Annotated in this window: 7 protein-coding genes; 6 read left to right on the plus strand and 1 reads right to left on the minus strand. The window is 34.7% G+C overall.

What is annotated here, in order from left to right:
* Window positions 1–108 precede the first annotated feature (108 nt).
* Window positions 109–558, plus strand: coding sequence for a hypothetical protein (locus B8T70_RS15075; RefSeq protein ID WP_035618624.1), 450 nt, complete (start codon window positions 109–111; stop codon window positions 556–558).
* A 174-nt stretch (window positions 559–732) separates the two neighbouring features.
* Entirely contained in the window at window positions 733–2,022 is a 1,290-nt protein-coding gene (locus tag B8T70_RS15080; RefSeq protein WP_039113823.1) for a hypothetical protein, read from the plus strand.
* 174 nt (window positions 2,023–2,196) lie between these two features.
* Here B8T70_RS15080 and B8T70_RS23640 read toward each other — a convergent pair whose 3' ends face one another.
* Window positions 2,197–2,541: a hypothetical protein gene (locus tag B8T70_RS23640; protein ID WP_123912118.1), complete on the minus strand. Its 345-nt coding sequence runs from the start codon at window positions 2,539–2,541 to the stop codon at window positions 2,197–2,199.
* On the opposite strand from B8T70_RS23640, the gene B8T70_RS15090 reads away from it, so the two are divergent.
* From B8T70_RS15090 to B8T70_RS15105, 4 genes are all read left to right on the plus strand, one after another.
* On the plus strand, window positions 2,542–4,002 hold the full coding sequence (locus tag B8T70_RS15090; RefSeq protein ID WP_039113450.1) for a hypothetical protein: 1,461 nt from the start codon (window positions 2,542–2,544) through the stop codon (window positions 4,000–4,002).
* A 1-nt stretch (window position 4,003) separates the two neighbouring features.
* A complete protein-coding gene (locus B8T70_RS15095) occupies window positions 4,004–8,059 on the plus strand; it encodes a type IX secretion system membrane protein PorP/SprF (RefSeq protein ID WP_086895363.1) in 4,056 nt (1,351 codons plus the stop codon).
* Between the two features lie 157 nt (window positions 8,060–8,216).
* Window positions 8,217–22,631 (plus strand): T9SS type B sorting domain-containing protein, encoded by a 14,415-nt coding sequence (locus tag B8T70_RS15100; protein WP_086895364.1) that lies wholly within the window; start codon window positions 8,217–8,219, stop codon window positions 22,629–22,631.
* Between the two features lie 41 nt (window positions 22,632–22,672).
* The gene (locus B8T70_RS15105) at window positions 22,673–23,647 is read left to right on the plus strand and encodes a type IX secretion system membrane protein PorP/SprF (RefSeq protein WP_039113825.1); all 975 of its coding nucleotides are present in this window, start codon (window positions 22,673–22,675) and stop codon (window positions 23,645–23,647) included.
* The last annotated feature ends 54 nt before the right edge of the window (window positions 23,648–23,701 follow it).

Here is a 23,701-nt window from a genome sequence, read left to right on the forward strand (position 1 = left end):
TTGTCCTATTTTGGCTCTTTTTGTTTAAAAAAAAGGATAATAAAAATTGCAAGTTAACTTTATTTATATATTTTTGTTTTTATAATTGAATTTTTAAAATCAGAATTTATGAAAGGGAAAATTATTTTTTTAAGCATCTTTTTAATGTTGTCAACTGAGGTGGTATCATCTCAAGCTAAAAATGCTCCCCAAAGCATTATTAGTACAACTGCACTGATTAGGAAATACCATGATCAGAAAGAATTAAAAGGTATGCAAAAAGGTGAATTGTTAGAATTATACATCGAGCGTATCAAAGTATTGGTAAAAACTTTACCTTATATTGCTTTGGCTACTAAACCAGGAGTTACGATGGCTGATCTAGGTATCCCGATGGATAGTGAAAACAAGAAAATCCAAGATGCTCAAGTAGCGTCGACTAATTCATTCCTAGATGTAACAGTAGAATTTCAGAGAAAAATGATGCCTTACTCTGATAAAGATAATTTAGTTGCAGCAATTTTGTTTTATGAAAATACACTTAAAACGTTGCACCTTTTCAATGAAAATAACGAATAATTTGAATCTATTTATGTCTTAAATCTCATTAATTAGAACGTATAATGAGATACAGGATATTTATACAACTCGTTTTCGGCGTTTTCTTTGATTTATCAGGAAAACTCCGAAATGAGTTTTTTTAATTTCATTAACTCAAATATCACTTTAGTGTTAATATTAAAACCTACTACCATGAAAAAATCATTACAAATTATTTGGATTGCCCTTTTTGCTGTGTGCAGCGTAAATGCACAACAAGAGAAAGGTATAATGGGTTATAGCAACTGGTTAAACAACTGGACAGAATTTAAACCCAACAAAGTTGATTATGGTGAAGCTAATCAGATTTTGGCTGGAAAAATATCAGTAAATACAAAATTATTAAAGAAGAATATTTACGTTCTTCAAGGTAATGTTTATGTAACAAACAATGCCGTACTTACAATAGAGCCAGGAACATTAATCATTGGTGATTATGATTCTAAAGGAACTCTTGTTATTACTAAAGGTTCTTCGATTATAGCTGATGGTTTAGAAACGGACCCAATCGTTTTTACTTCAAACAAAGCTGTTAAGAAAGCTGGTGACTGGGGTGGAATTGTAATTTTAGGTGATGCTCCGATTAATAAATTTGGAAACATCTCATCTGTAAATTATGATCTTGATCCTTCATTAACTACTTATGGTGGTGATAATACTACTGCAAATTCAGGTATTTTAAGATATGTTAGAATCGAATTTGCTGGTAAAAAAGTTAAAGGTTCTGGAAATTTCAACTCACTAACTTTGGCTGGTGTTGGTAGCAAAACAATTTTAGAAAACGTTATGGCTAGCTTCTCTGGAGGTGACTCATTTGATATGATTGGTGGAGATTTAAACATTAACAAATTTGTTTCTTATAAGTCTATCAACAACGATTTTAAATTTACTCAAGGAACTCAATGTAAAATATATAACTCTCTTGCAGTTAGATCTTCTTATTTAACTAGTAATAAAGAAGGTTCTCGTTGTATGGAAGTTGCTTCTTACGATAAGAAAGAAGAGACTGATTTTACTAAGAAACAAACGTTGGTTACTGCAGCAAATATTACGATGCTGAATGATAGTGATAACATTAGTGCAGATATTCAATCTGGATTAGTAAAAGAAGCTATTTATGTAGGTAGTAATGCAGCTATCGAGCTTAAAAGAAGTGTTATCTCTGGATTTAACCCAGCGGTTGTATTAGATAGTAAAATTGAGATCAACGATGCTAATTTGAAAAAAATTAAAATTGAAGAAATGTATTTCAATTTATGTAAAGGAAATATTTTCTCAGAATTTAATTCTAACAATGAAGACTTAGAGAACTGGTACGGAAACAGTATCTTCTTTAACGTTTATTCTCAAAGTAATAATAACGAAACTTTTATAGATATCTCTAATCCAAAAAGACCGGACTACAGACTTAATATTGGTAAAATTACAGCTTCAAACAAATAGTTTACCTACTTGTTTGTTTGATTCTTAATTTTTTAAATACAATTTAGTCGTAGAGACATTTTATGTCTTTTAATTGGAAACATATATCTAAAAAAGAATGATCGCCCCACATAGTAAAAAAATACCATATCTGTTGTTATTTGGGCTCCTTATAACAACTAATCATACATTCGCTCAAGAGGCTACTACTGGAAAATCTGATTTTCCTGATACCTCGATTTGCGTTAATTCTATTGAAAAAACTGCTAAAGAGAATCTTTGCTCTTCACCAGTTTTAGAATTAAATACTACAACTGAGTTTATAGTAGAGTTGTCCGCCCCCATAGGTAGCTTTGCTATAAACTCAAGCGTAGTAAATAGTTTTAATGACATAGAAACCGACTGTTCGCAACCCAAGTTTACGCTACAAAACAACAATCCAGTTGAAGTGTTAGATGTAAACTGTAAGTACGATTTTTCTGAAACATTTATTGATAGCTTATTGTTTTTTGATAAAGATGTAATTAAAGAGCGTATCATATGATGAAAGAATTACCTACTATTCTTCGCAGAAGTTTTCTTTTTTTAATTGTTATCTTTTTTGCCAATACAAATTTATCAGCACAAATAATTATAGGGCAACCTACATTTAGTTTTAGCCCAGTTTGTGCTAGCCCTGGATTTAATGGCTATGATATAAATTTTAACTTTTCGCCTGTTACAGGATTGTTAGCAACCAATCAGTTTATAGTTGAGTTATCCGCCCCAGACGGAAGCTTTACTACAAACTCATCGGTAGTTTACACCTCTGCAGTTGGAGAAATTGTATCATCGCCAGGAAAAATAAGAATAGCATTTCCAACGAATACTGCCGGAGAACATTATAGACTTAGAGTAAAAGCCACGGCGCCAGTAACTACTGGTCAGCCTTCGGTTGAATTTCCTGCGTACTATAAAGTTCATAATGCTCAATATACATTAAACAATTTTATCCCAACAGCGACATATTGTGCTGGTGGGAATTTTGTTTTATCTATTGACAACCCAGGTGGACCATTAAATGATTCTCCTTTAAAACACACAAACTTAACTTACAATTGGTATAAAGACAATGGTCTTGTCTTACCCGAAACTTTAGTTGCAGAGGCAAGTGGCGGTAGTTATACTGTTACACAGCCAGGTATTTATTATGCCAGAACCAATTATGGGGCTTGTATATTAAGCGCAAATTCTTACTCGAATAAAGTTACTGTTACCGAATCTACAACTGATGCAAGTACTACAATTACATCAAGCCTTGGAAATCCATTTTGTCCAAACGGAGGAACCACTACTTTAAGTGTCTCTGGAGGAATAAACTTTGAATGGTTTAAAGAAGGAGTTAAAATCGAGGGAGCAAATAATAAAACTTACGAGACCAATGTTAGCGGATTATATTCTGTTAAGATTGATTTTGGAGGTTGTACTGGTAACGGATCTATCAACTTGCAAAGTGAAGGTTCTTTTACAGGAAGTATTAATGTTCCCAATAGCAACGTGATTAATGTAGAAACAGGAGAAACATTAGATGTTACTGTTACTAGCGATGCTGTAGATCCTTCTTACAAATGGTTTTTAAATGGTGTAGTCATCCCAGATGCTATTACCAATAATTATTCGGTTAAAGAATTGGGTAATTATAAAGTAACTGTTACACAAACTACAGGTTGTACAGGAACCAAAGAATTTGGTTTTCAGGTATCGGATTCAAATCTTAAAAATATTCCAAATATAGTAAGCCTAAGTAGCGCATTTAATACTTGGGACATTCCTGCTGATTATAAAAATGCAGATACAAATGTTATGATAGTTAGTTCACAAGGAGAGGTGATGTTTAATGGTGTGGATTACGATCCTTCAAAATGGGAAATAAAAAGTTTTAAAAATATAAATCCGGTTTATTATTACATAATCACAAAAGGTAGTGATGAAAAAAAAGGATCTATAACTGTAATTAAATAATATGAAGAAAATATTACTATTCGTTACTTTTCTTTACGGCTCAACACATGTACTCTATTCTCAAGACAATGTCAAAGGGGATGGAGTTGTTTCGTTTTCAATACCAATCAGAAATTCATTAAAATTTAATAGATATATTATTAACCCAGCGTTCAGTTTTGTTCGCGAACAAAATTCCTATGCGAGTTTTTATAACAAGCGTCAGTGGGTACAATTTGATAATGCACCACAAACTTATTTATTTAGTTATTCAGGAAGATTTAGAGAAAATGAAGGTATAGGTGTTGGTTTATTCCAACAAAATTATGGTCTTATGACTACTTTTGGAATCATAGGAAACTTTGCTCACAACGTAGTATTACAAGAAGACAGTAATCTTACTTTTGGTGCAAATGTTGGTTTTTACAAAAGCGGATTAGATCAGGGGAAAATCATCTCAAACGATATGAATCTTAATATCGATGACATTCCTTCAAATTCACTAATTACGATTAACCCAGGTGTTAACTACGGTAACGCATTTTTAGACGTTGGTTTATCTGTAAATAATTTATTGCTATATAATTTTGCCACTTCAGAGATGGTAAAAGACGATCCAGAGCAAGCTGTGGAAGTTCACCTTATGTACACAGGTTATATTGATGCTTATGGTTTTTTTGACAGAAGTAAATTTTCAGGTCTTTTAAAATCTGAATTCAAGAAAGACAAAACTGTCATTTCTGGATTGGCAATGATTGCTATTCCTAAAGGATTTTGGGCACAAGCAGGTTACAACACTTTATACGGAATGTCAGCAGGTTTTGGTGTAAATATCACACCAAAAATTGCTATTGAATATAACTACGAAAAAGGGACTGGTAATTTCTCCAATTTTGGAGCTTCTCATGAATTTGTTATTGCTTATAAATTTAAAAGCAAAAACTACTATTATGGAGATGACGAAGAAGAAGGAGCACTTATTGAACCTACTGTGGTCAAAAAAGTGGCACCAGCCAAAACAACTACAACTCCTGTCGTAAAAACAGATGGAGCTACAAAAGCTAAACTTGCCGCTGATGCAAAAGCCAAAGCTGATGCAGCTGCAATACAGGCAAGATTAGAAGCACAAGCAAAAATTAAAGCTGATGCTGAAGCAAAAATTAAATTGGCAGCTGATAATAAAGCTAAAGCCGATGCTGAAGCTCAAGCCAGAATAGAAGCAGCAAAATTAGAAGCAGCTAAGTCTAAAGCAGATGCTGAAGCACTTAAAACGAAAGCTCTTTCATCTGATGGAAAAACTAAAGTTGATGCCGATGCTAAAGCAAAACTAGCTGCAGATAACAAAGCTAAAGCCGATGCTGCTGCATTACAAGCAAAACTAGCTGCAGATAATAAAGCCAAAGCCGATGCTGCTGCATTACAAGCAAAACTAGCTGCAGATAATAAAGCCAAAGCTGATGCCGCTGCATTACAAGCAAAATTAGCTGCAGATAATAAAGCCAAAGCTGATGCTGCCGCTCTACAAGCAAAACTAGCTGCAGATAATAAAGCTAAAGCTGATGCTGCCGCACTACAAGCAAAACTAGCCGCAGATAATAAAGCCAAAGCTGATGCTGCTGCATTACAAGCAAAACTCGCTGCAGATAATAAAGCCAAAGCCGATGCTGCTGCATTACAAGCAAAACTTGCTGCGGATGCAAAAGCTAAAGCAGATGCCGATGCACTACAAGCAAAATTAGCTGCAGATGCAAAAGTAAAAGCTGATGCCGATGCATTACAAGCAAAACTAGCAGCAGATAATAAAGCCAAAGCCGATGCAGCTGCACTACAAGCGAAACTTGCTGCAGATGCAAAAGCTAAAGCAGACGCTGCTGCATTACAAGCAAAACTTGCTGCAGATGCAAAAGCCAAAGCAGACGCTGATGCATTACAAGCAAAATTAGAAGCAGATAATAAAGCTAAAGCCGATGCTGCTGCATTACAAGCGAAACTTGCTGCGGATGCAAAAGCCAAAGCAGACGCTGATGCATTACAAGCAAAATTAGAAGCAGATAATAAAGCCAAAGCAGACGCTGCTGCATTACAAGCAAAACTAGCAGCAGATGCAAAAGCCAAAGCAGACGCTGATGCACTTGCATTACAAGCGAAACTTGCTGCAGATGCAAAAGCCAAAGTCGATGCTGCTGCACTACAAGCAAAACTTGAAGCCGATGCTAAAGTTAAAGCAGATGCCGATGCACTACAAGCAAAACTAGCTGCAGATAATAAAGCTAAAGCCGATGCTGCTGCATTACAAGCAAAACTTGAAGCAGATGCTAAAGTTAAAGCAGATGCCGATGCACTTCAAGCAAAATTAGATGCTGATGCAAAAGCTAAAGCCGACGCCGCTGCATTACAAGCAAAACTAGCAGCTGATACTAAAGTAAAAGTTGATGCTACTGCACTACAATCAAAATTAGATGCTGATGCTAAAGCAAAAGCAGATGCCGACGCTAAGCTTGCAGCTGATGCAAAAGCTAAAGCCGATGCTGCTGAAGCACTTAAAATAAAATTAGCAGCCGATGCAAAAGCTAAAGCTGATGCCGATGCAATCCAGGCAAAACTTGATGCTGATGCTAAAATAAAAGCAGATGCTAAGGCGAAAACCGAAGCTGCCGAATTAAAAGCAATTATAGATGCCGATGCCAAAGCTAAAGCCGAGTCTGATGCATTACAAGCAAAAATAGCTGCAGAAGCAAAATTAAAAGCTAAAGCAGATGCAATTGCACTTCAGGCAAAATTAGCTGCTGATGCAAAAGCCAAAGCCGATGCAATAGCATTATTAGCAAAAGAAGCTGCCAGCGCAAAAGGGAAAGCTGATGCAGAAGCAAAAGCCAAACTAGCAGCTGATGCAAAAGCCAAAGCCGATGCTGCAGCATTACAAGCAAAAGAAGCTGCTGATGCCAAACTTAAAGCGAAAGCTGATGCAGATGCTCAATTAGCTGCTGATGCAAAAGCCAAAGCTGACGCAATAGCATTACAAGCAAAATTAGCTGCAGATGCTAAAACGAAAGCTGATGCTGATGCCAAAGCAAAATTAGATGCAGATGCTAAAGCCAAAGCTGATGCTGACGCACTTCAGGCAAGACAAGCTCAGGATGCTGAACTAAAAGCGAGACAAGATGCAGATGCTCTTGCAGCATCAAACGCAGCTGCGAATGCGGCTAAAGATGAGACTGCTAAATCAATTGATAATTTAACTAGTGTGTTTGATAGTTCATATAAAACACAAACAGATTTATTGAACCAATTGACAGCTACAGTTGCTAAAAAACAAAAAGACCTTGATGACCTTAGAGAAGAAAATGATTTAAGTGAAAAAGGAATATATAAAGAACCGAAACCATTTAAGAGCGTAGCGTCTGAAAATAGCGAGTTAGAGGCATTAAAATTACAAATAGCTCAAGTTAACAGCGAACAAAAAAATGCGTTAACCAGATTGACGAATTTGTATAATGAGCGACTTAAAAAAGTGCCGAATAAAAACGATGCACTTAACAAAAGTTACTTAGCCAAAATTGAAGCTTTAAAAGCAGAACAATTAAGAGCAGAAAAATCGAATGCAGATTTGATTGCTAGTTTAGAGAAAATTAAACTAGAAACTGAGATAGAGAAAAGACGTAGAATTAAGCGTGCGGCATTCGAGAATGATCAAGGTCGTTACCAACAAGATGTTGCTACTTTAAAGCGTATAAAAGAAACGACAAGACCAAGTAGTAAACCATTAAAGGCAAATGATTTTGATTATGGCGATGAACAATCGAACATGCAAATCATCAAGAATGTTAAAAATGCAGAAAGTGGTTATTATTTGATTATTGCTGTACATAGTAGCTCAGATAAAAGAGATGAATTTTTGACCAAAGCAGTTTCTGCAGGACAATCAGATATTAATTTCTTTTACAATGTAAGTGCTAGTAAATATTACATCTATTACGATAAGTATGATAACTTACAAGAGGCTAGTAAAGCATTAGAATCAAAAGGTAATAAACCATACAACGGAAAAATGTCTATTGTAAAAGTAGAAAACGAATAAAACGATTATTGTATAAAATTATAAGAAAAAGTATGCAAGGGAGCTTCTAGTTTTTTAGAAGAGCATGCTACTGAATAAATATTTAGAGTGCCATTTGTCTTGTTTTCCTGGACCCCCCATTTAGGAAAGCATTGCAAATGATTAAATAGAAAATACCATGAAAAAACCTACTATTGTAAAAATTGCTTTATTTGCTTTGATCTTCTTACAGAGCATTATTTCCTATTCTCAAAAATTAAAAGAGTTTGAAATTCGTTACAATAATAAAAATTTAAGAGGGGATATCCTCTTGATTGGAAATAGCGTCCTGAATAGGGATACTAGAGATCGGTGGGGTCGTGGCGACGGCCCAAATAAACCTTTTGACGACAGAGATCAGAATAGCAGTTTCGATATGAATTATGTCGATATTGATGGAGATCCAGGTACTTTTAATTCAAGCAGCGCAAAATTAACCTTGCCTAATCCAGCTTGTTCTAAAATTGTATATGTTGGACTGTACTGGAGCGCAGTTACCAGAGACAGAACTAATAACCCAAAACCAATAGATAAGGTAAAGTTTAAAATGCCTGGGGGAAGCTATGTTGATATAGACGGTACCGTTATTTATAGTGCAAACAATAATGTAATTGGTACTAGTTACCCTTATGCATGTTATGCAGATGTAACCGATTATTTTACCAAAGCAACACCTCTGCCAAACCCAGAGGGGTTTTATACAGTAGCCAATATTTCTACAGCACAAGGTACAAATAGACCTGCTGATGCTGATAGGGGTGGTACGGGGTTATCTGCGGGATGGTCTCTTTTCTTTGTATACGAAAATGCTACTTTACCTGAAAAAGCAATTACATCATTTGATGGATTTAGTGCTATTGATGAAAAGAATAATTTAAATATAGAAGTTTCTGGATTTACTACAATCAAAGTGGGTCAAGTAAAGGCAAAATTTGCGTTTTCGGCTATAGAAGGAGATTTAAATATTGGAGGTGATTATTTATCGATTAATGGATATAAATCTACACCTCAGGAGAGACCACAGGAAAAGTTTGGTCGTGTGATAAAAGATAATTTCTTTAACAGTTCGGTTACTTCAATGGGGACTATCTTAAAGGATAGAGATCTTAATAGTATTAATACATTAGGATTTGATGCAGGTGTGTTTGAAGTAAAAAATGAACCTACTGAAGAATTCCCAGGAGGTAAAGTAATTAAAAATGGTGATACATCGGCAGTTATAAGCTTGGGGAGTGATCAGGATCTCTATTTTTATTATTTTAATGCTTTTGCTGTCGAAATCATTGCACCAAGGATTGTACTTCTTAAAAAGGTTTTTGCAAAAGATGATAACGGTAAGTATTATGATGCGGGAGGTAAGGACATCGGTATCGATAAAGAATTAAAATATGAAATAAGTTTTCAAAACAAAGGGAATGATAACGCTGTAAACTTTACAATTACAGATATTCTGCCTAATAATATTATTTTTAACGATAAAACCGATTTTTTAGATATACCAGATGGAGTAAAGGTAAAATCTTATGATGCGGCTACCAGAACCATAGTATTTGAGGTTGCTCCGGATCTTGTTGTAAGTAATAGTGGTACCACTACTCTAACATTTAGAGTAAAGACAATTAAAGATTGCGATGCTTTAACAGCCGCTTGCTCAAATGTTATTGATAATACAGCTATTTCAAAATATAACGGAGTCATAAACCAAGCTACTTTTGGAGAGGGAAGTCTTGCTGCAGAAGAAGGCTGTAATGTTGGTAAACCTACGGCTACTAATTTCCTTATTGGTTTAGATAAATGTAAATTTGAGCAAACGTTATATTTGTGTGGTTCGGTTGTACTAAAAGCAGGAGCGGATTATATTAAGTATGAATGGAAAGATCCTAACGGAGTTATTTTTGGAGGAAACAACCAAGAAGTTACCGTTACTAAACCAGGTACATATACTGTAGTTACTACAGCAAAAGCACCATGTAAAGGAATAACTCAAACATTTATTGTTAAGGAATATACAGAAAATATCAATTCTAATCCTGTAAACCCTTATGCGGATAATATTGATCCAAAAACTAATTTGCCTTATCCTTGTATTAATGGTGGTGTGTTATTTCCAAAGATATTTTTATGTGGTAAAAACGCATTCAAAGATATTGATACTAAAATCACTGGTGCATCAAGCATTGTTTGGCAAGAAACAAAAGATTTACCAACAGCACCTTTAGATGACAGTTGTCCTGATGTAAATGCTAAAAATTGGACAGTAGTAGGAAACGGTCCAACTTATACTGCTAATAGAGCAGGTACTTTTAGACTTGTAGTTACTTATAATAATACATGTGAAAACATATATTATTTTAATGTGACCCAAAGTGTAGTAGACCCAACCTTTACAAAGCAAGATATTGTTTGTGATACGAAGGGAAGTATTACCATTACAAATCCAAAACCAAATGATGGATTCGGATACCAATATAGTTTGGATGGCGTAAAACCTTACCAAGATTCAAATGTTTTCGATGATGTTCCAGCAGGAAGATATATCGTTCATATAAAAACAAAAGCAGTAGATAATACATTTGAAAAATGTGAGTATACAGCGGATGTTACAATTATAGAGAAAACTTTTAAAACAAAAATAGATACTACAGATCCAAGTTGTGCTGGAAAAGGAGGAACTATCAAAGCGACTGTTACTGGAGTAGACGGATGGTATCAATTTATTGTTACTGAAGTTGCAACTGGTGATGTAAAAGGCGACTCAGGAAAAATTGTTGCTCCTAAGAATTTTAACCTTTTTGAAGGAATTGCACCAGGTATATATGATGTAGCAATTACTACAAAAGATGGTTGTGTAAAAACAGAAAGAGTTACTATAAATGATAATAAATTAGATGCTAAAGCTAGTATTACAACACCTCTTACTTGTAACGATGGTGTGATTACGGTAGTAGCAACAGGAGGAACGCCTGTCGCAGGATTCCCAGATTTTTATTACTATTATGTTAATGGTGATAAAACTCCTTTAACCGACCCATTAATTCCAATTACAAAAGCAGGAACGTATGATATAGTTGTTATAGATGCTGCGGGATGTAGTGTTACAATCCCTACTATTACAGTTCCAGACTTAGTAAGACCAACTGTTAAAATTGATCAGAAAAATATTAATTGTTACGGAAGTGCTGATGGTGAAATTTCATTTACTTTAACCCCTGCTACTTCAGACTATACAGTATCGTATAGCATTAATGGACTTGCTGGACCATTTAGTACAATTTCTCCAATAAAAAATTTAGCAGCAGGCGATTACGATGTTGTAGTAAAATATACTTATGACAAAGTAGATTGTTTTGATGAATCTGTAAAAATTACAATAACAGCACCAGCAACAAAAGTTACCGCTTCTGCAGGAGTTGCTGAGTTATCTGGTTGTGGACCAACAGGATCTGAAAAACAAGGTAAAGTTAGAATTACAAATGCTCAAGGAGGAATCCCTCCATATAAATATAGTTTTGATGGTATTAATTGGCAAGATTCAAATGAAGCTTACATTAATCCAAGAGTTACACCATATACTTTTTATATTAAAGACAGTTCACCAGCGCCAGGTTGTCCTTTTGCAATGACTGGAATTATTTTAGAAGAAAAACCTGCAGATCCTACAATTGAGGTATCAACACCAACATTTAATTGTGACGGAAATGCATCAACAACAGTTACGATTACAAATACTGGAGGTGCTAATTATGAGTATGAATATTTACTTAATGGAGATGTTAATAAAAATACTCCACCAAATGTTTTTGTAAATGTACCACCATCAGTTCCTGGTACACCACACAAAATTGAAGTAAGATATAAATTGATTTCGGCACCAACATTTAGTAATTTATTAAATGAAGATTTTGGTTCTGGACCAGATGAAACTTCGCCTGGAATTAACCCTGCTTTTTGTTGGGAGAGACAAGTTGAAGCAACAAAATGTAATGGAAATATGTTCTTTGGAAACGGAGAATACACGGTTACCAATTCTTTACGAAATAATCCTTATGACGGATGGCATAACCCTATTGACCATACAACTGGTACAGCTGCTACTGGAGGCAGGTATTTAGCAGTTGATGCTGGGACAGCTATCCCAAATAACGCGGTTCTTTATAGAAAAACTATTAAAGATATTGTGCCAGATCAGCCAATACAGGTTAGGTTTTTTGCTACTAATTTATTAAAAGTTGGTAATTTTCAGCCAGACGCTTCCCTTACTGTAGAATTGCAAAACAGTGCAGGGAAACCACTATCTTCACAATCTACAGGTGGAATACCAAAAACAGACGGTTGGGTAGAATATAACAGAACAATAAATCCAGGTAGTAATACTACATTAGATTTTGTATTACGACTTGAAGTTTCTCAAGTTGATGGGATTGACTTTGCGGTTGATGATATAGAAGTATATCAATTACCAAAATCATGTTTATCTACCAAAAAATTTGATGTTATTGTAGATCCGAATAAAAAGTTTACTGCAGATGTTAAAGATATTGTCGCAACACAATGTAAAGGAAATAAAGATGGAAGGTTAACAATTATTGCATCTAATTTTGATACTACCAATGGATTTGAATATTTAATAGATGGAGTTCTACCTTGGAAAGTTTCTAAATTAGAAGAGACTATTGTTGATGGTTTAGGAGAGGGAGAACATACGGTTAAGGTTCGTTATGACGCTACTTCTGTAGGGTGTGATTTTACGCTTAAGCCTACAGTTGGATCACCAGATAAGTTTGAAGTAGAAGCAAAAGCTACTGCTGCTAAGTGTTCTATAGGCGCTACAGTTACTGCATCAGGAAAAGGTGGTACAAAAGACTATACATTTACACTTACAGATTCGGCAACACCGCCTAATGTAGTTACTTTCCCATCTACTGGGATATTAACAGACGTTAAACCAGGAACGTATACGGTTTCAGGTAAAGATAAAAATGGTTGTTTAGATGATATAGACATACCTTTGGTTATTGATAAACCAGTTGCTCCAAAAGCTGAAATTGCTGATAATACAGGTTTATGTTTTAACGGAAAAATAGCAACAATAACGGTTAATATTACCGATGGTGTAGCTCCTTATTTCTATCAGGTTAAATATAATACAGGGCTATTAGGTTCAAAAATTCCTATTCCAGCTCCTGCTACTTCATTTACATATGAGGCAAAAGCAACAGGAGATTACACATTTGTAATAACAGATTCTTATGGTTGTGAGGCTACAGTAATTAGCCAAACAATTAATGCTAATCTTACTGCAGATGCCAAAACAGCTACTTCATTAACTTGTATCGATCCAAAAGAAGCTAAGATTGAAGTAACAATTAATGGAGGTACAACCCCATTTAGTTATATAGTTAAAGATAGTACAGGTAAAGAGGTATATGCTAGCGTAGGGACTATTGCGGGTCCAAAATTCACATATACTACGACTATTGCGGGTAAATATACTTTTGAAATTACCGATAAAAATAAATGTATAACAACTGCAGAGGGTAATGTAGCTTCAATTACAAACCCTACTGTTAAGGCAGAGCAAACAAACATTAGTTGTCATGGATTGTCTGATGGTTCAGTTGTATTAACTGGACATGACGGAACAGGTGATTACCAGTTTAGCGATAAACCTACAACAGGATTTACAAGCGTATCTACTTTTAATAATTTAACTTTAGGAAAGCATAAATTTTATGTAAAAGATACTAATGGTTGTACAGGAGAGGTAGAAGTTGATATTACACAACCAGATGTAATAACACCATCAGTATCTATATCTACACCATATACTTGTGAAACTAAAGCTATCATTACAGCTTCGGCAACAGGAGGAAACGGTACTACTTATACTTACGTATTGAAGATAACCAAAGGTGGAGTTACTACTGTAGTAGCAACAAATAACACAGGTATATTTAAAGATTTAACTACAGGCGGAGCTTATTCAGTTACAATTACTGATAGCAAAGGATGTAACGTTACTGAGGATGCAGGAATTATTCTGGATTTAGTTCCGATTACTGCAATGAACATTACAAATTCAGCTCTTAAATGCCCATCTAATGAAGTAGATGTTACTATCGAAAGTGTAACAGGAGGAAAAGGACCATATGAATATTCAATAACAGCACCAACTGGATTAACAAGAGCTTGGCAGCCAGAAAACATATTCAAAAATTTAGCCCCTGGTACTTATACATTTACTGTTAGAGATGCTAATAAATGTACTTTTGATGTAATTTATAATATTGCAAAATTACCGGTACTTGACATAACAAGTAGTGTAACTAGTAATGTACAATGTTTAGGAGAATCTAATGGTTCAATAAAGTTTACTATTACAGGATTCGGGAATAACACGCCATATTCTTATACTGTAGATGGTGGAACTTCTCAAACGGGTTTCATTACTCCATCAACAGGAACTTCTTTCGAAATTATTATCAGTGGATTAAGTGAAGGAGAACACGAAATAATTGTTAAAAATGGAACAACTAATTGTGAGGTTAAAAGAAAAGATAAAGTATTAGCACCAAATACAGCTTTCAAATTAGATTCTGTAACGCCTTCACCAGTTACATGTGATAGTAAAGGAAGTGTTGTAATTGCTGTTTCAGGAGGTTGGGGAGGTTATACTTATACAGTAACGCCACCTACAGGTCCTGCAATTGAACAAACAAATGGTACTTTCAATGATTTAGTCGACGGTGATTATTTATTTTCGGTTAAAGATTCAAACGGATGTACTTTAAAAGGTACTTTTAAAATTGGAGGTATTGTTGCTATAGATGCAAAAATCGATCCTGCTACAGTTTTATGCTATAGTGCAGCTGGAGCAACAATAAAAGTAATTCCAAATACAACTCCTGCGACATTACCGTTATCTAATTATGTGTATAGTCTTAATGGAGCTACACCTCAAAATAATGGAACTTTCTCAGGGTTAAAACCGGGTAAATATAAAATTAGAGTTACAGATACATCAACTGGATGTCATAAAGACCTGGACGAACAAATAGTTGTAACTGAATTAACTGCTAGTATAAACTTAAAAAGTGGTCCTAAATGTAGTTTACCTGATATCCAAATAGATGGTACGGTTAATGGAGGAACGCCAGCTTATAAATATACAGTAACAATTAACGGAGACGCAACTATCGACGCTACAGTATATGATATTGCAGGTAACACATTTTCTTATACTAATAGTGTAGCTACAGCAGCTAAAACAGCAACAACGTATTTATTTACATTTACAGATGCTGCAGGTTGTACAACTACTTCAACAGAAATAGTACAGCCAAAAACAGATCCTGAATTTACAGCTAAAGCAAATTCAACTATTTCATGTAATGGGGGAGATTCAGGTTCAATAACTGTAACAATGAAACCTAATTATGGAGTGGGTCCTTATGTAATTGACGTTTATAATACAACGACCAAGACATCATACGGAACAAAAACTACTGGACTTCCAGCAGGTATCTATACAGTAAAAGTAACAGATGCTAACGGATGTTCTTTTACAGTACTAAATGTTGAAATTAAGCAACCAGACCCTATTGTTATAGATTTTAAGAAAGAAGATTTAAAATGTGAGGGTGGTGGAGTCTCAAGAGGTAAAATTATAATCAATGGTGTTACTGGTGGTACTAAAAATTATGATTATTATGTGACTGGAACTAATAATTATAATCAACATAAACCTAATGTGCCTGGTACATCAGCCGTTTTTGAAATAGTTGATTTTGGATTGTATCAAATTAAGGTGATAGACAAGAATACATGTCAAGAAATTATTTCTGATGTTATGATTGCTGCACCAGTAGATTATTTAAATATCGATATCGAAACAACAGCAACATGTGCTGGAGGTAAAGCAGTTGTTAGTGTAGGTTCTGCATTTGCAAGTAATGGTCCATTCCATTTTGCCATTTATACTGGCCCAGGACAAGTTTGGACAGCCCCAACAAAAGCACCATGGAAAGATGAAACTGTTGCAGGATCACCAGTTGGAGATCCTGACGTTGTAGAAGGTAGTAAAAAAGCAATTTTTGATAATTTAATACCAGGAGTTACTTATTCTTTTATAGTTTATGATGAAACTACTCGTTGTTATTATTATCAAACAGCAGATGAGCCTATTCCATCAAATTCTAGTTTAAGTTTAAAAAATGTAGTTGCTAACAATGTTACTTGTTTAGGATCAAAAGATGGTAGTGTGACTTTTAGTATTACTAATGGTTATACAACTGCAGTGGATGTTTCTTATCAGGTTTATGAATCTATTTCTAACTTGCCTATTGCAGGAGTTACAGATATTGCAACTATTGCAGCAGGAGGGACTATTACTGTAAATAATTTAGGAACAGGAATTTTACCTGTAGGGTCATATTATATATTAGTTAGAGAAACTTCTGGTGCAAATACAGGATGTGGTGTTCCTTCTACTAATTTTAATATTAAAGAATCAGAAATAATATTATCTATCACTGCCTCATCAACGAATAATGGTAATTGTAATCCAAATGAAGGTATAGTTGAAGCGTTTGCACAAGGAGGAACTACTTTATCAGAAGTACTTCCTAAACCAGCAGTTCCGCCTTTACCAGCGGTTCCAGGAAGTCCTGCAGTTCCTTATTTATATAAAATAATTCCTGTTGGCGATCCAGCTCCAACAGCAGCAGATTTTGATATTACTGCAGATACAGAAAGTACTTTTAAAGTGGACGCAGGTGATTATTTAGTTTACGTAAGAGATGCTTATGGATGTATTAAGTTTGCTGCGGTTACAGTAGCTTTAGATCCTGCACCAGTTATTACTGCAGTTGTTAGTAACCAGTGTACAGCAACAGAAGGAAAGTTCTCAATTCTTGTTGATTTAACAACAACAGGTACTGGACAACATAAATATAGTCTTGACGGTGGTATTTTTAAACCAATCCCAGCAACACCATCATTCACCATTGCTAATTTATCTTCAGGAGTACATACTGTTGAAATAAAAGATGCTAATGATTGTGGTAATATCGTTAAGGATATTAAAATTTTAGCGCCTTTAGAAATCAATGCCAGTTTTACTAAGTTCCCTAACTGTAAAGATGCAGATGGTACAATTACTGTAAATGCGAGCGGAGGTTCCGGAGTTGGTAATTATGAATTTACTTTAGTAAATGTTACAACTAGTACTACTTATCCAGCTCAGTCTACGGGTATATTTACCCTTAAAGCAGCTGGAAAATATAAAGTAACAGTTAAAGATTTAACAACGCTTTGTGAAAAGTCTACTGATGTTGACCTTTTAATACCGGCAGATATTGATTTTAAATTAGATAGTACAGCTCCATATTGTATTACGGGGCAAGGAAATGATGCTAATGGTACTGTAACAGTAACATTGCTTAATAATGACAATCCACCTTACACGTTTGCACTTACGCAAACTGTACCAGCTGGTGCAACAAAAATTCAGTCGACACCTGTGTTCACAGGCTTAACGGCCGGTACTTATAGTGTAACAGTTAAATCTGAAAAAGGTTGTGAGGACTTAAAAACTATCGAAGTTAAAAAACCTACATCTGTTACTGCAATATTGTCGCAAGATGATTTTAAATGTACACTGAATACGTTAAAAGATAAAATAGTTACGATTACTCCGTCTGGAGGAAAAGGAACTAATTTACTTACGGATTATAAGTATAGTAATAATGGAACAATTTGGGTTGACGACAATAAATTTAATGTAGTTGATAATGGAAAAATCCAAATACTTACTTATTATGTAAAAGATGGTAATAATTGTATATTTAGTGATCAGATAACAATAGATCCATTCCCTAGTTTAATCGCACCAGATGTGACTTTAGGAACATTGATGGATTGTGAAAATAAGAAACAAGAAATTAAAGTAGTTATAAACGGAGGAACAAATACTCTAAATCCATTTACTTACCAAGTATATGAAAATGGTGTTCTTATAACAGGAATACTACCTGTTACAGGTAATACATTTACCTATGAAGCAAAAACAGCAGGTAGTTATTATGAATTCGAAATATTCGATAATAATACAGGTTGTAGTATAATGTCAAAAGCACAACCAGTTGCAGTATTTAATAATCTTAAAGTAACTGCTTTTGCATCAACACAAGTAAGTTGTAATGGAGGTGATTCAGGAGAAATAACTATTGATGTTACTGGATATACTGGAAAATATACTTATGTAGTTAACGGTGGTACTTCTGTAGTAACAGGAGATGGAGATACAACATTAGGATCAACTATTGTTAAAGGATTAAAAGCAGGAACAAATTACACAGTTGTAGTTAAAGAAACGGGATTCCCTAAATGTTCTGAAACTTCAGATGTGGTTATAATTACAGAGCCTTTATTACCATTGAGTTTAGGACCAATTACAAATGTGCCTCAAAATTGTAAAACTAAAGGTGCACAGGTAACAGTTCCTATTGCATCGGTTATTGGTGGTACACCGGGTTATAAGTATGCATTTGTTAAATCAGGAGATTTATTAAAAGATGATATGTATTCAGATAGTAATACTGCTACACTTGATCCAACCGTGAGTACCAAATGGAATGTTTATGTTAAGGATAAAAATGGATGTGAAACTAGTACAACTGTAGATATTACTGTAGATCCACTTCCATCTGCTATTGTAGCTACACCAGATAGTCAATGTTATGTAGCTGGTGCAGATTATACAATAACAGTTACTGCTAATGGTGTAGGACCATTGAAATATAGTTTAACTAATGTTGATGAAACATTTACGACAAACAATCAATTAACAGTAAAAGGACCAGGTACATACGATGTATATGTAAAAGATGCTAATGGATGTATTACCAAAGCAACTGCTGCATTTACAATTTTGAAACCGTTAGAGTTATCGGCAGAAATTTCAACATACCCAACTTGTAACGGTGGCGACGGTGTTGTTACTCTACAAGGTTTAGGAGGAACAATTCCTGCTAATTATCAATATGCTACTGGAACTGCTACAACACCAAATACATTTAGCGTAACGGCTGTATTCCCTAATTTAACTCCAGGAACTAAGTATTATTTCTGGGTAAAAGATATGGTGACAAATTGTATGGCATCAATTGATTATACAATACCTACAGCAGCAGTTGTTACTATTGTAGATGCTGATTTAACAGCAACTCCTGTTACTTGTTATGATGGAACAGATGGTACTATAACAGTTACTCTAGATGCAAGTAATAATAACCCTGACTATAAGTTTACTTTAGATGGTGTTGATTATAAAGGTAATATTGTTGCTAGAGCAGAACAAAAAGAACCTACATTCAGTAATTTACCAGCAGGTAAATATACAGTATCGGTTATGTCGGGTAGAAATTGTCCAGGTTCAGCAAAAACTGAAATTATACAACCAAGCATAATTGTTATTGCTACTCCAGTTGTTACAGAATTTGAATGTAATGCAGGAACAAATGCACCTAAGTTTGCTACGATAGAAGTAAGCGCTTCAGGAGGTACTCAACCGCTTACTAAATATGTATTTATTAAAAAAGGAGCTACACCAGCAGATGACAGAATTGTTCAGTCAGGAAAAGAGACTATATATACTTCGTCTGAAGTAGCAGGAGGCACTTATATCATAGAAGTTTATGACAACAATAATTGCCCTATAAGCACTACAGCAGTAATTAAGCCTTATGTAGGTATTAAAGATGCTGTTATAAAAGTTGATGCCTACATCACATGTTTAACTAATGAAGATATCAGTGTTAATGTAACTGCTGAAGGAGTATTGCCATTACCAGCTTTAGAATATTCTATAAAGTATCCAGATGGTACAATTAAAACGAATCTAATTGGAGTAAATACTTTTACTGATTTACCAGTAGGACAATATACAATTACAGTTAAAAATCCTGATACAGGATGTAGTCTTGATAGAATTCATACTGTTAATAATTCGAATACTTTCGAGTTAAAAGCAACAAACATTAAGGATCTTACATGTTTTGATTCAGATAATGGAAGCATAGATTTCACTTTAGTAGATTCTAAAGTAATACCATCTAATCTTCCTAAAGGATTCAAATATGTAATTACTGGCCCAACACCAAGCAATGGCACTAGTGCAAATCTAGGACCACTTACAATTGGTAATTTAAAAGCAGGTTCTTATAAAATATCAGCTACACTAATAGATTCACCTTTCTGTACTGTAGATGCTGAGTTTGACATAAAAGGACCATTAGCACCATTAGAACTTGATGTACAGCATTCAGAAATTACGTGTGCTGCAGGTAATAAAGATGGAAAAATCGTAGCTTCTGCTAAAGGTGGATGGCCAGGAGGATATGAGTTCCAATTGGAATTAAATGGAGCTCCATTAGTTGGTTGGTCTACTCAATCAACGTTCCCTAACTTAGGAGTTGGAAATTACATTGTTAAAGTAAGAGATACTAAGATGTGTGAAGTTCCAAAGCCTTTAGAATTAAAAACACCAGCACCAATTGTAGTAACAGCTAATGTAGCTAAAGCAATGTTAACTTGTTTTGGTGATAATTCAGGAGAAATTACAGTAACTACTACAGGAGGTTCAGGTAAATATTTATATACATTGGTTGCAACATATCCTGATGGAGTTGTAACTAAAAACGGTCCACAACCGAATAATGTATTTACAGGATTAAAAGCAGCTAGTTATGTAGTGATAGTTACAGATAGTTGGACATGTACAGGTACATCTGTGGCAGTAGAAATTAATGAGCCACCAATAGTAAAAGGATCTTTAGCAATTAAAACTAACGAAACTTGTCTTATAGTTCCAGAGTTAACACTTACTGCAACAGGAGGTACAGGACCATATAAGTATAGTACAAATGGAACTGATTATAGTGCGCCGTTTAATTCATCAGTTACAATTGTATTGCCATTTACGACTACAGAAACTACGTATAAATATTTTGTACAAGATGTATTTGGTTGTACTACCGAAACTGTTAATAGTATTACACCTCCGAAAGTTCCAGAACTTGTATTTACTAATGTTACAGGTTATGATATTCATTGTAAAGGATCTAGTACAGGTAGTATATATGTAACAGCAGTAGGTGGATTAGGTAACTATGTTTACACATTGCTAAATGCTGCAACAGGGCAAGCAGTTGCACCAGCACCAGTACAGAGTAAACCAGGTCAATTTGAGAACCTTGCACAAGGAACTTATATTGTAAAAGTGGATAGTGGTGATTGTAACAAGAATTCATTACCAGTTACAATTATAGAGCCAAACACGAGTGTAACAGCTAATGCCGTTCCTACACATTTAACATGTAATGCGTCTAAAAACGGTATGATTACAGTTATAGCTTCTGGAGGAACAGGAAAACTTAGATATGCAATTTCGCCAGACTTTAGACAGTTCTTCGAATCTAATGTTTTTGACAATTTAAACGCAGGATTCTATGATGTATTAGTACAGGACGAAAACGGATGTGAGTTACCGATTAAAGGTATCGAAATAAAAGAACCAGGAATCTTAAGCCCATCTCTTACGCCAAATAGTATATTGCCAGAGTTATGTTTTGGAGAGAAAAATGGATCATTTAGTATCGATATTGTTGGAGGAACTGCTCCTTACAGAGTAAGTTTAGATGACAGAAAAGGTACTTATGCACCAGTAACTGGTACAAACCATCTCTTTACAGGTTTAGTAGGAGGAATACATACTGTTTATGTTTTGGATGCTAACAATTGTACGGCAGAACTAGAAATTCCAATGCCAGAATCAGTTAAACTAGAGCCAACTGCTAAGGTTAATACGGATTGTGTGAATAATGTAGCTGCAAATTTTGTGACTATAACAATTCATGAAAGTGCAAACCCAGCCGATGTAGATTATGCATTAGATGGTAGCACAACATATCAGGATAGTAACATATTTGTTAATGTTGCTCCGGGAACACATACTGTAACAGCAAGACATTCTAATGGTTGTGAGCAAACTACATTACCATTTACTATAGAAGATGTTCAACCATTAACATTAACATTAACCGATGGTGGATTAAATGAAATTGTTGCAACAGCTACAGGCGGTGGTGGAGAATATCAATACACATTAGATGGAGAACCTTATGGATCAGTTAATAAATTCATTATTTACAAAACAGGAACTTACACAGTTGTTGTAACAGATAAAAATGGATGTACAGCTACAGCTACAAGATATGTTCCTTACATCGATGTTTGTATCCCGAACCACTTTACTCCAAATGGAGATGGCATAAACGATACTTGGGCTCCAGGATGTACAGTAAATTATAAAGATTTAACATTCGACATCTTTGACAGATACGGACGTATAATTTGCAAATACAGATTGGGTCAAAAATGGGATGGAAAATACAATGGTGCCGAATTACCATCTGGTGATTACTGGTATGTATTGAAACTCAATGACAATAAAGATGACAGAGAGTTTGTTGGACATTTCACCCTTTACAGATAACTAATAACAAAGTAATTATGTTATCTAAAATTAAAAATACAATGAAAAAAATTATCATATCATTTCTACTTATGGCTGTAACATCAGGTTACAGCCAGGAGTTAAATTTGCCAGTTTTCACACAATACCTTGCTGATAACCCATTTGTAGTATCTTCAACTTTTGCCGGAATTGGTGATAACTTAAGAATACGTGCCAATGGTTTAACACAATGGGTAGGAGTTAAAGACGCACCAGATAACCAATCGCTTTATGCGGATTTTAGAATCTTAGATCGTTCAGGAGTGGGAATATCGCTTTATAACGATAGTAACGGATATACAAGACAAACAGGAGCCAAAGTATCTTTTGCGCACCACTTAATTCTGGATTACTATTCTAAGCAATACTTATCTTTTGGTATTTCGTATAATATCAATAATTTTAAAATTGATATCAACGAATTTAATCCAACATACGAAATCCCAGCACCAGATCCAAGTGTTACCGATAATAGATTCGTTTCTAACAACAACTTCGATGTAGGTGTTTTATATCGTAATAAGTCGTTCTATCTAAGTTTTAATGCGAGTAACATACTTAACAAAGAAATCGACAAATTCGACGGTATAGAGCCTAATTTACTTCGAAACTATCAAGTTTATACAGGATATGTTTTTAAAGGAGCAGAGAACAACCGTATCGAGTTCGAACCATCAGTTTATTACCAATTGTTCGCAAGTGATCAGCGTTCAAGTACCGATTTTAACTTTAAGTTCAGACAATACAATCGTTATGAAGATTATTACTGGATAGGAGTTTCTTATCGTTTCCTAAATGATCAGTTCTTCCAGCCATTAATGGTAGGGCCTATGGCAGGTTTCAAGAAATCAGGTTTTTACTTTGGTTATTCATACCAGGCATCACTTAATCGTATAGGAGCTTACAATTCAGGAACACACGTTGTAACTATAGGATTTGATTTCCTTCAGGCAATTAGTAACTGTCCATGTACACAAAATCCAGTTCACGATTAATAATTAATTAGCCAATTTTTGATTTTTTGTGTTTAATTTAAAATAATTATCAAA

The organism is Flavobacterium sp. AJR (genome assembly GCF_002156885.1).
Classification (GTDB): Bacteria; Bacteroidota; Bacteroidia; order Flavobacteriales; family Flavobacteriaceae; genus Flavobacterium.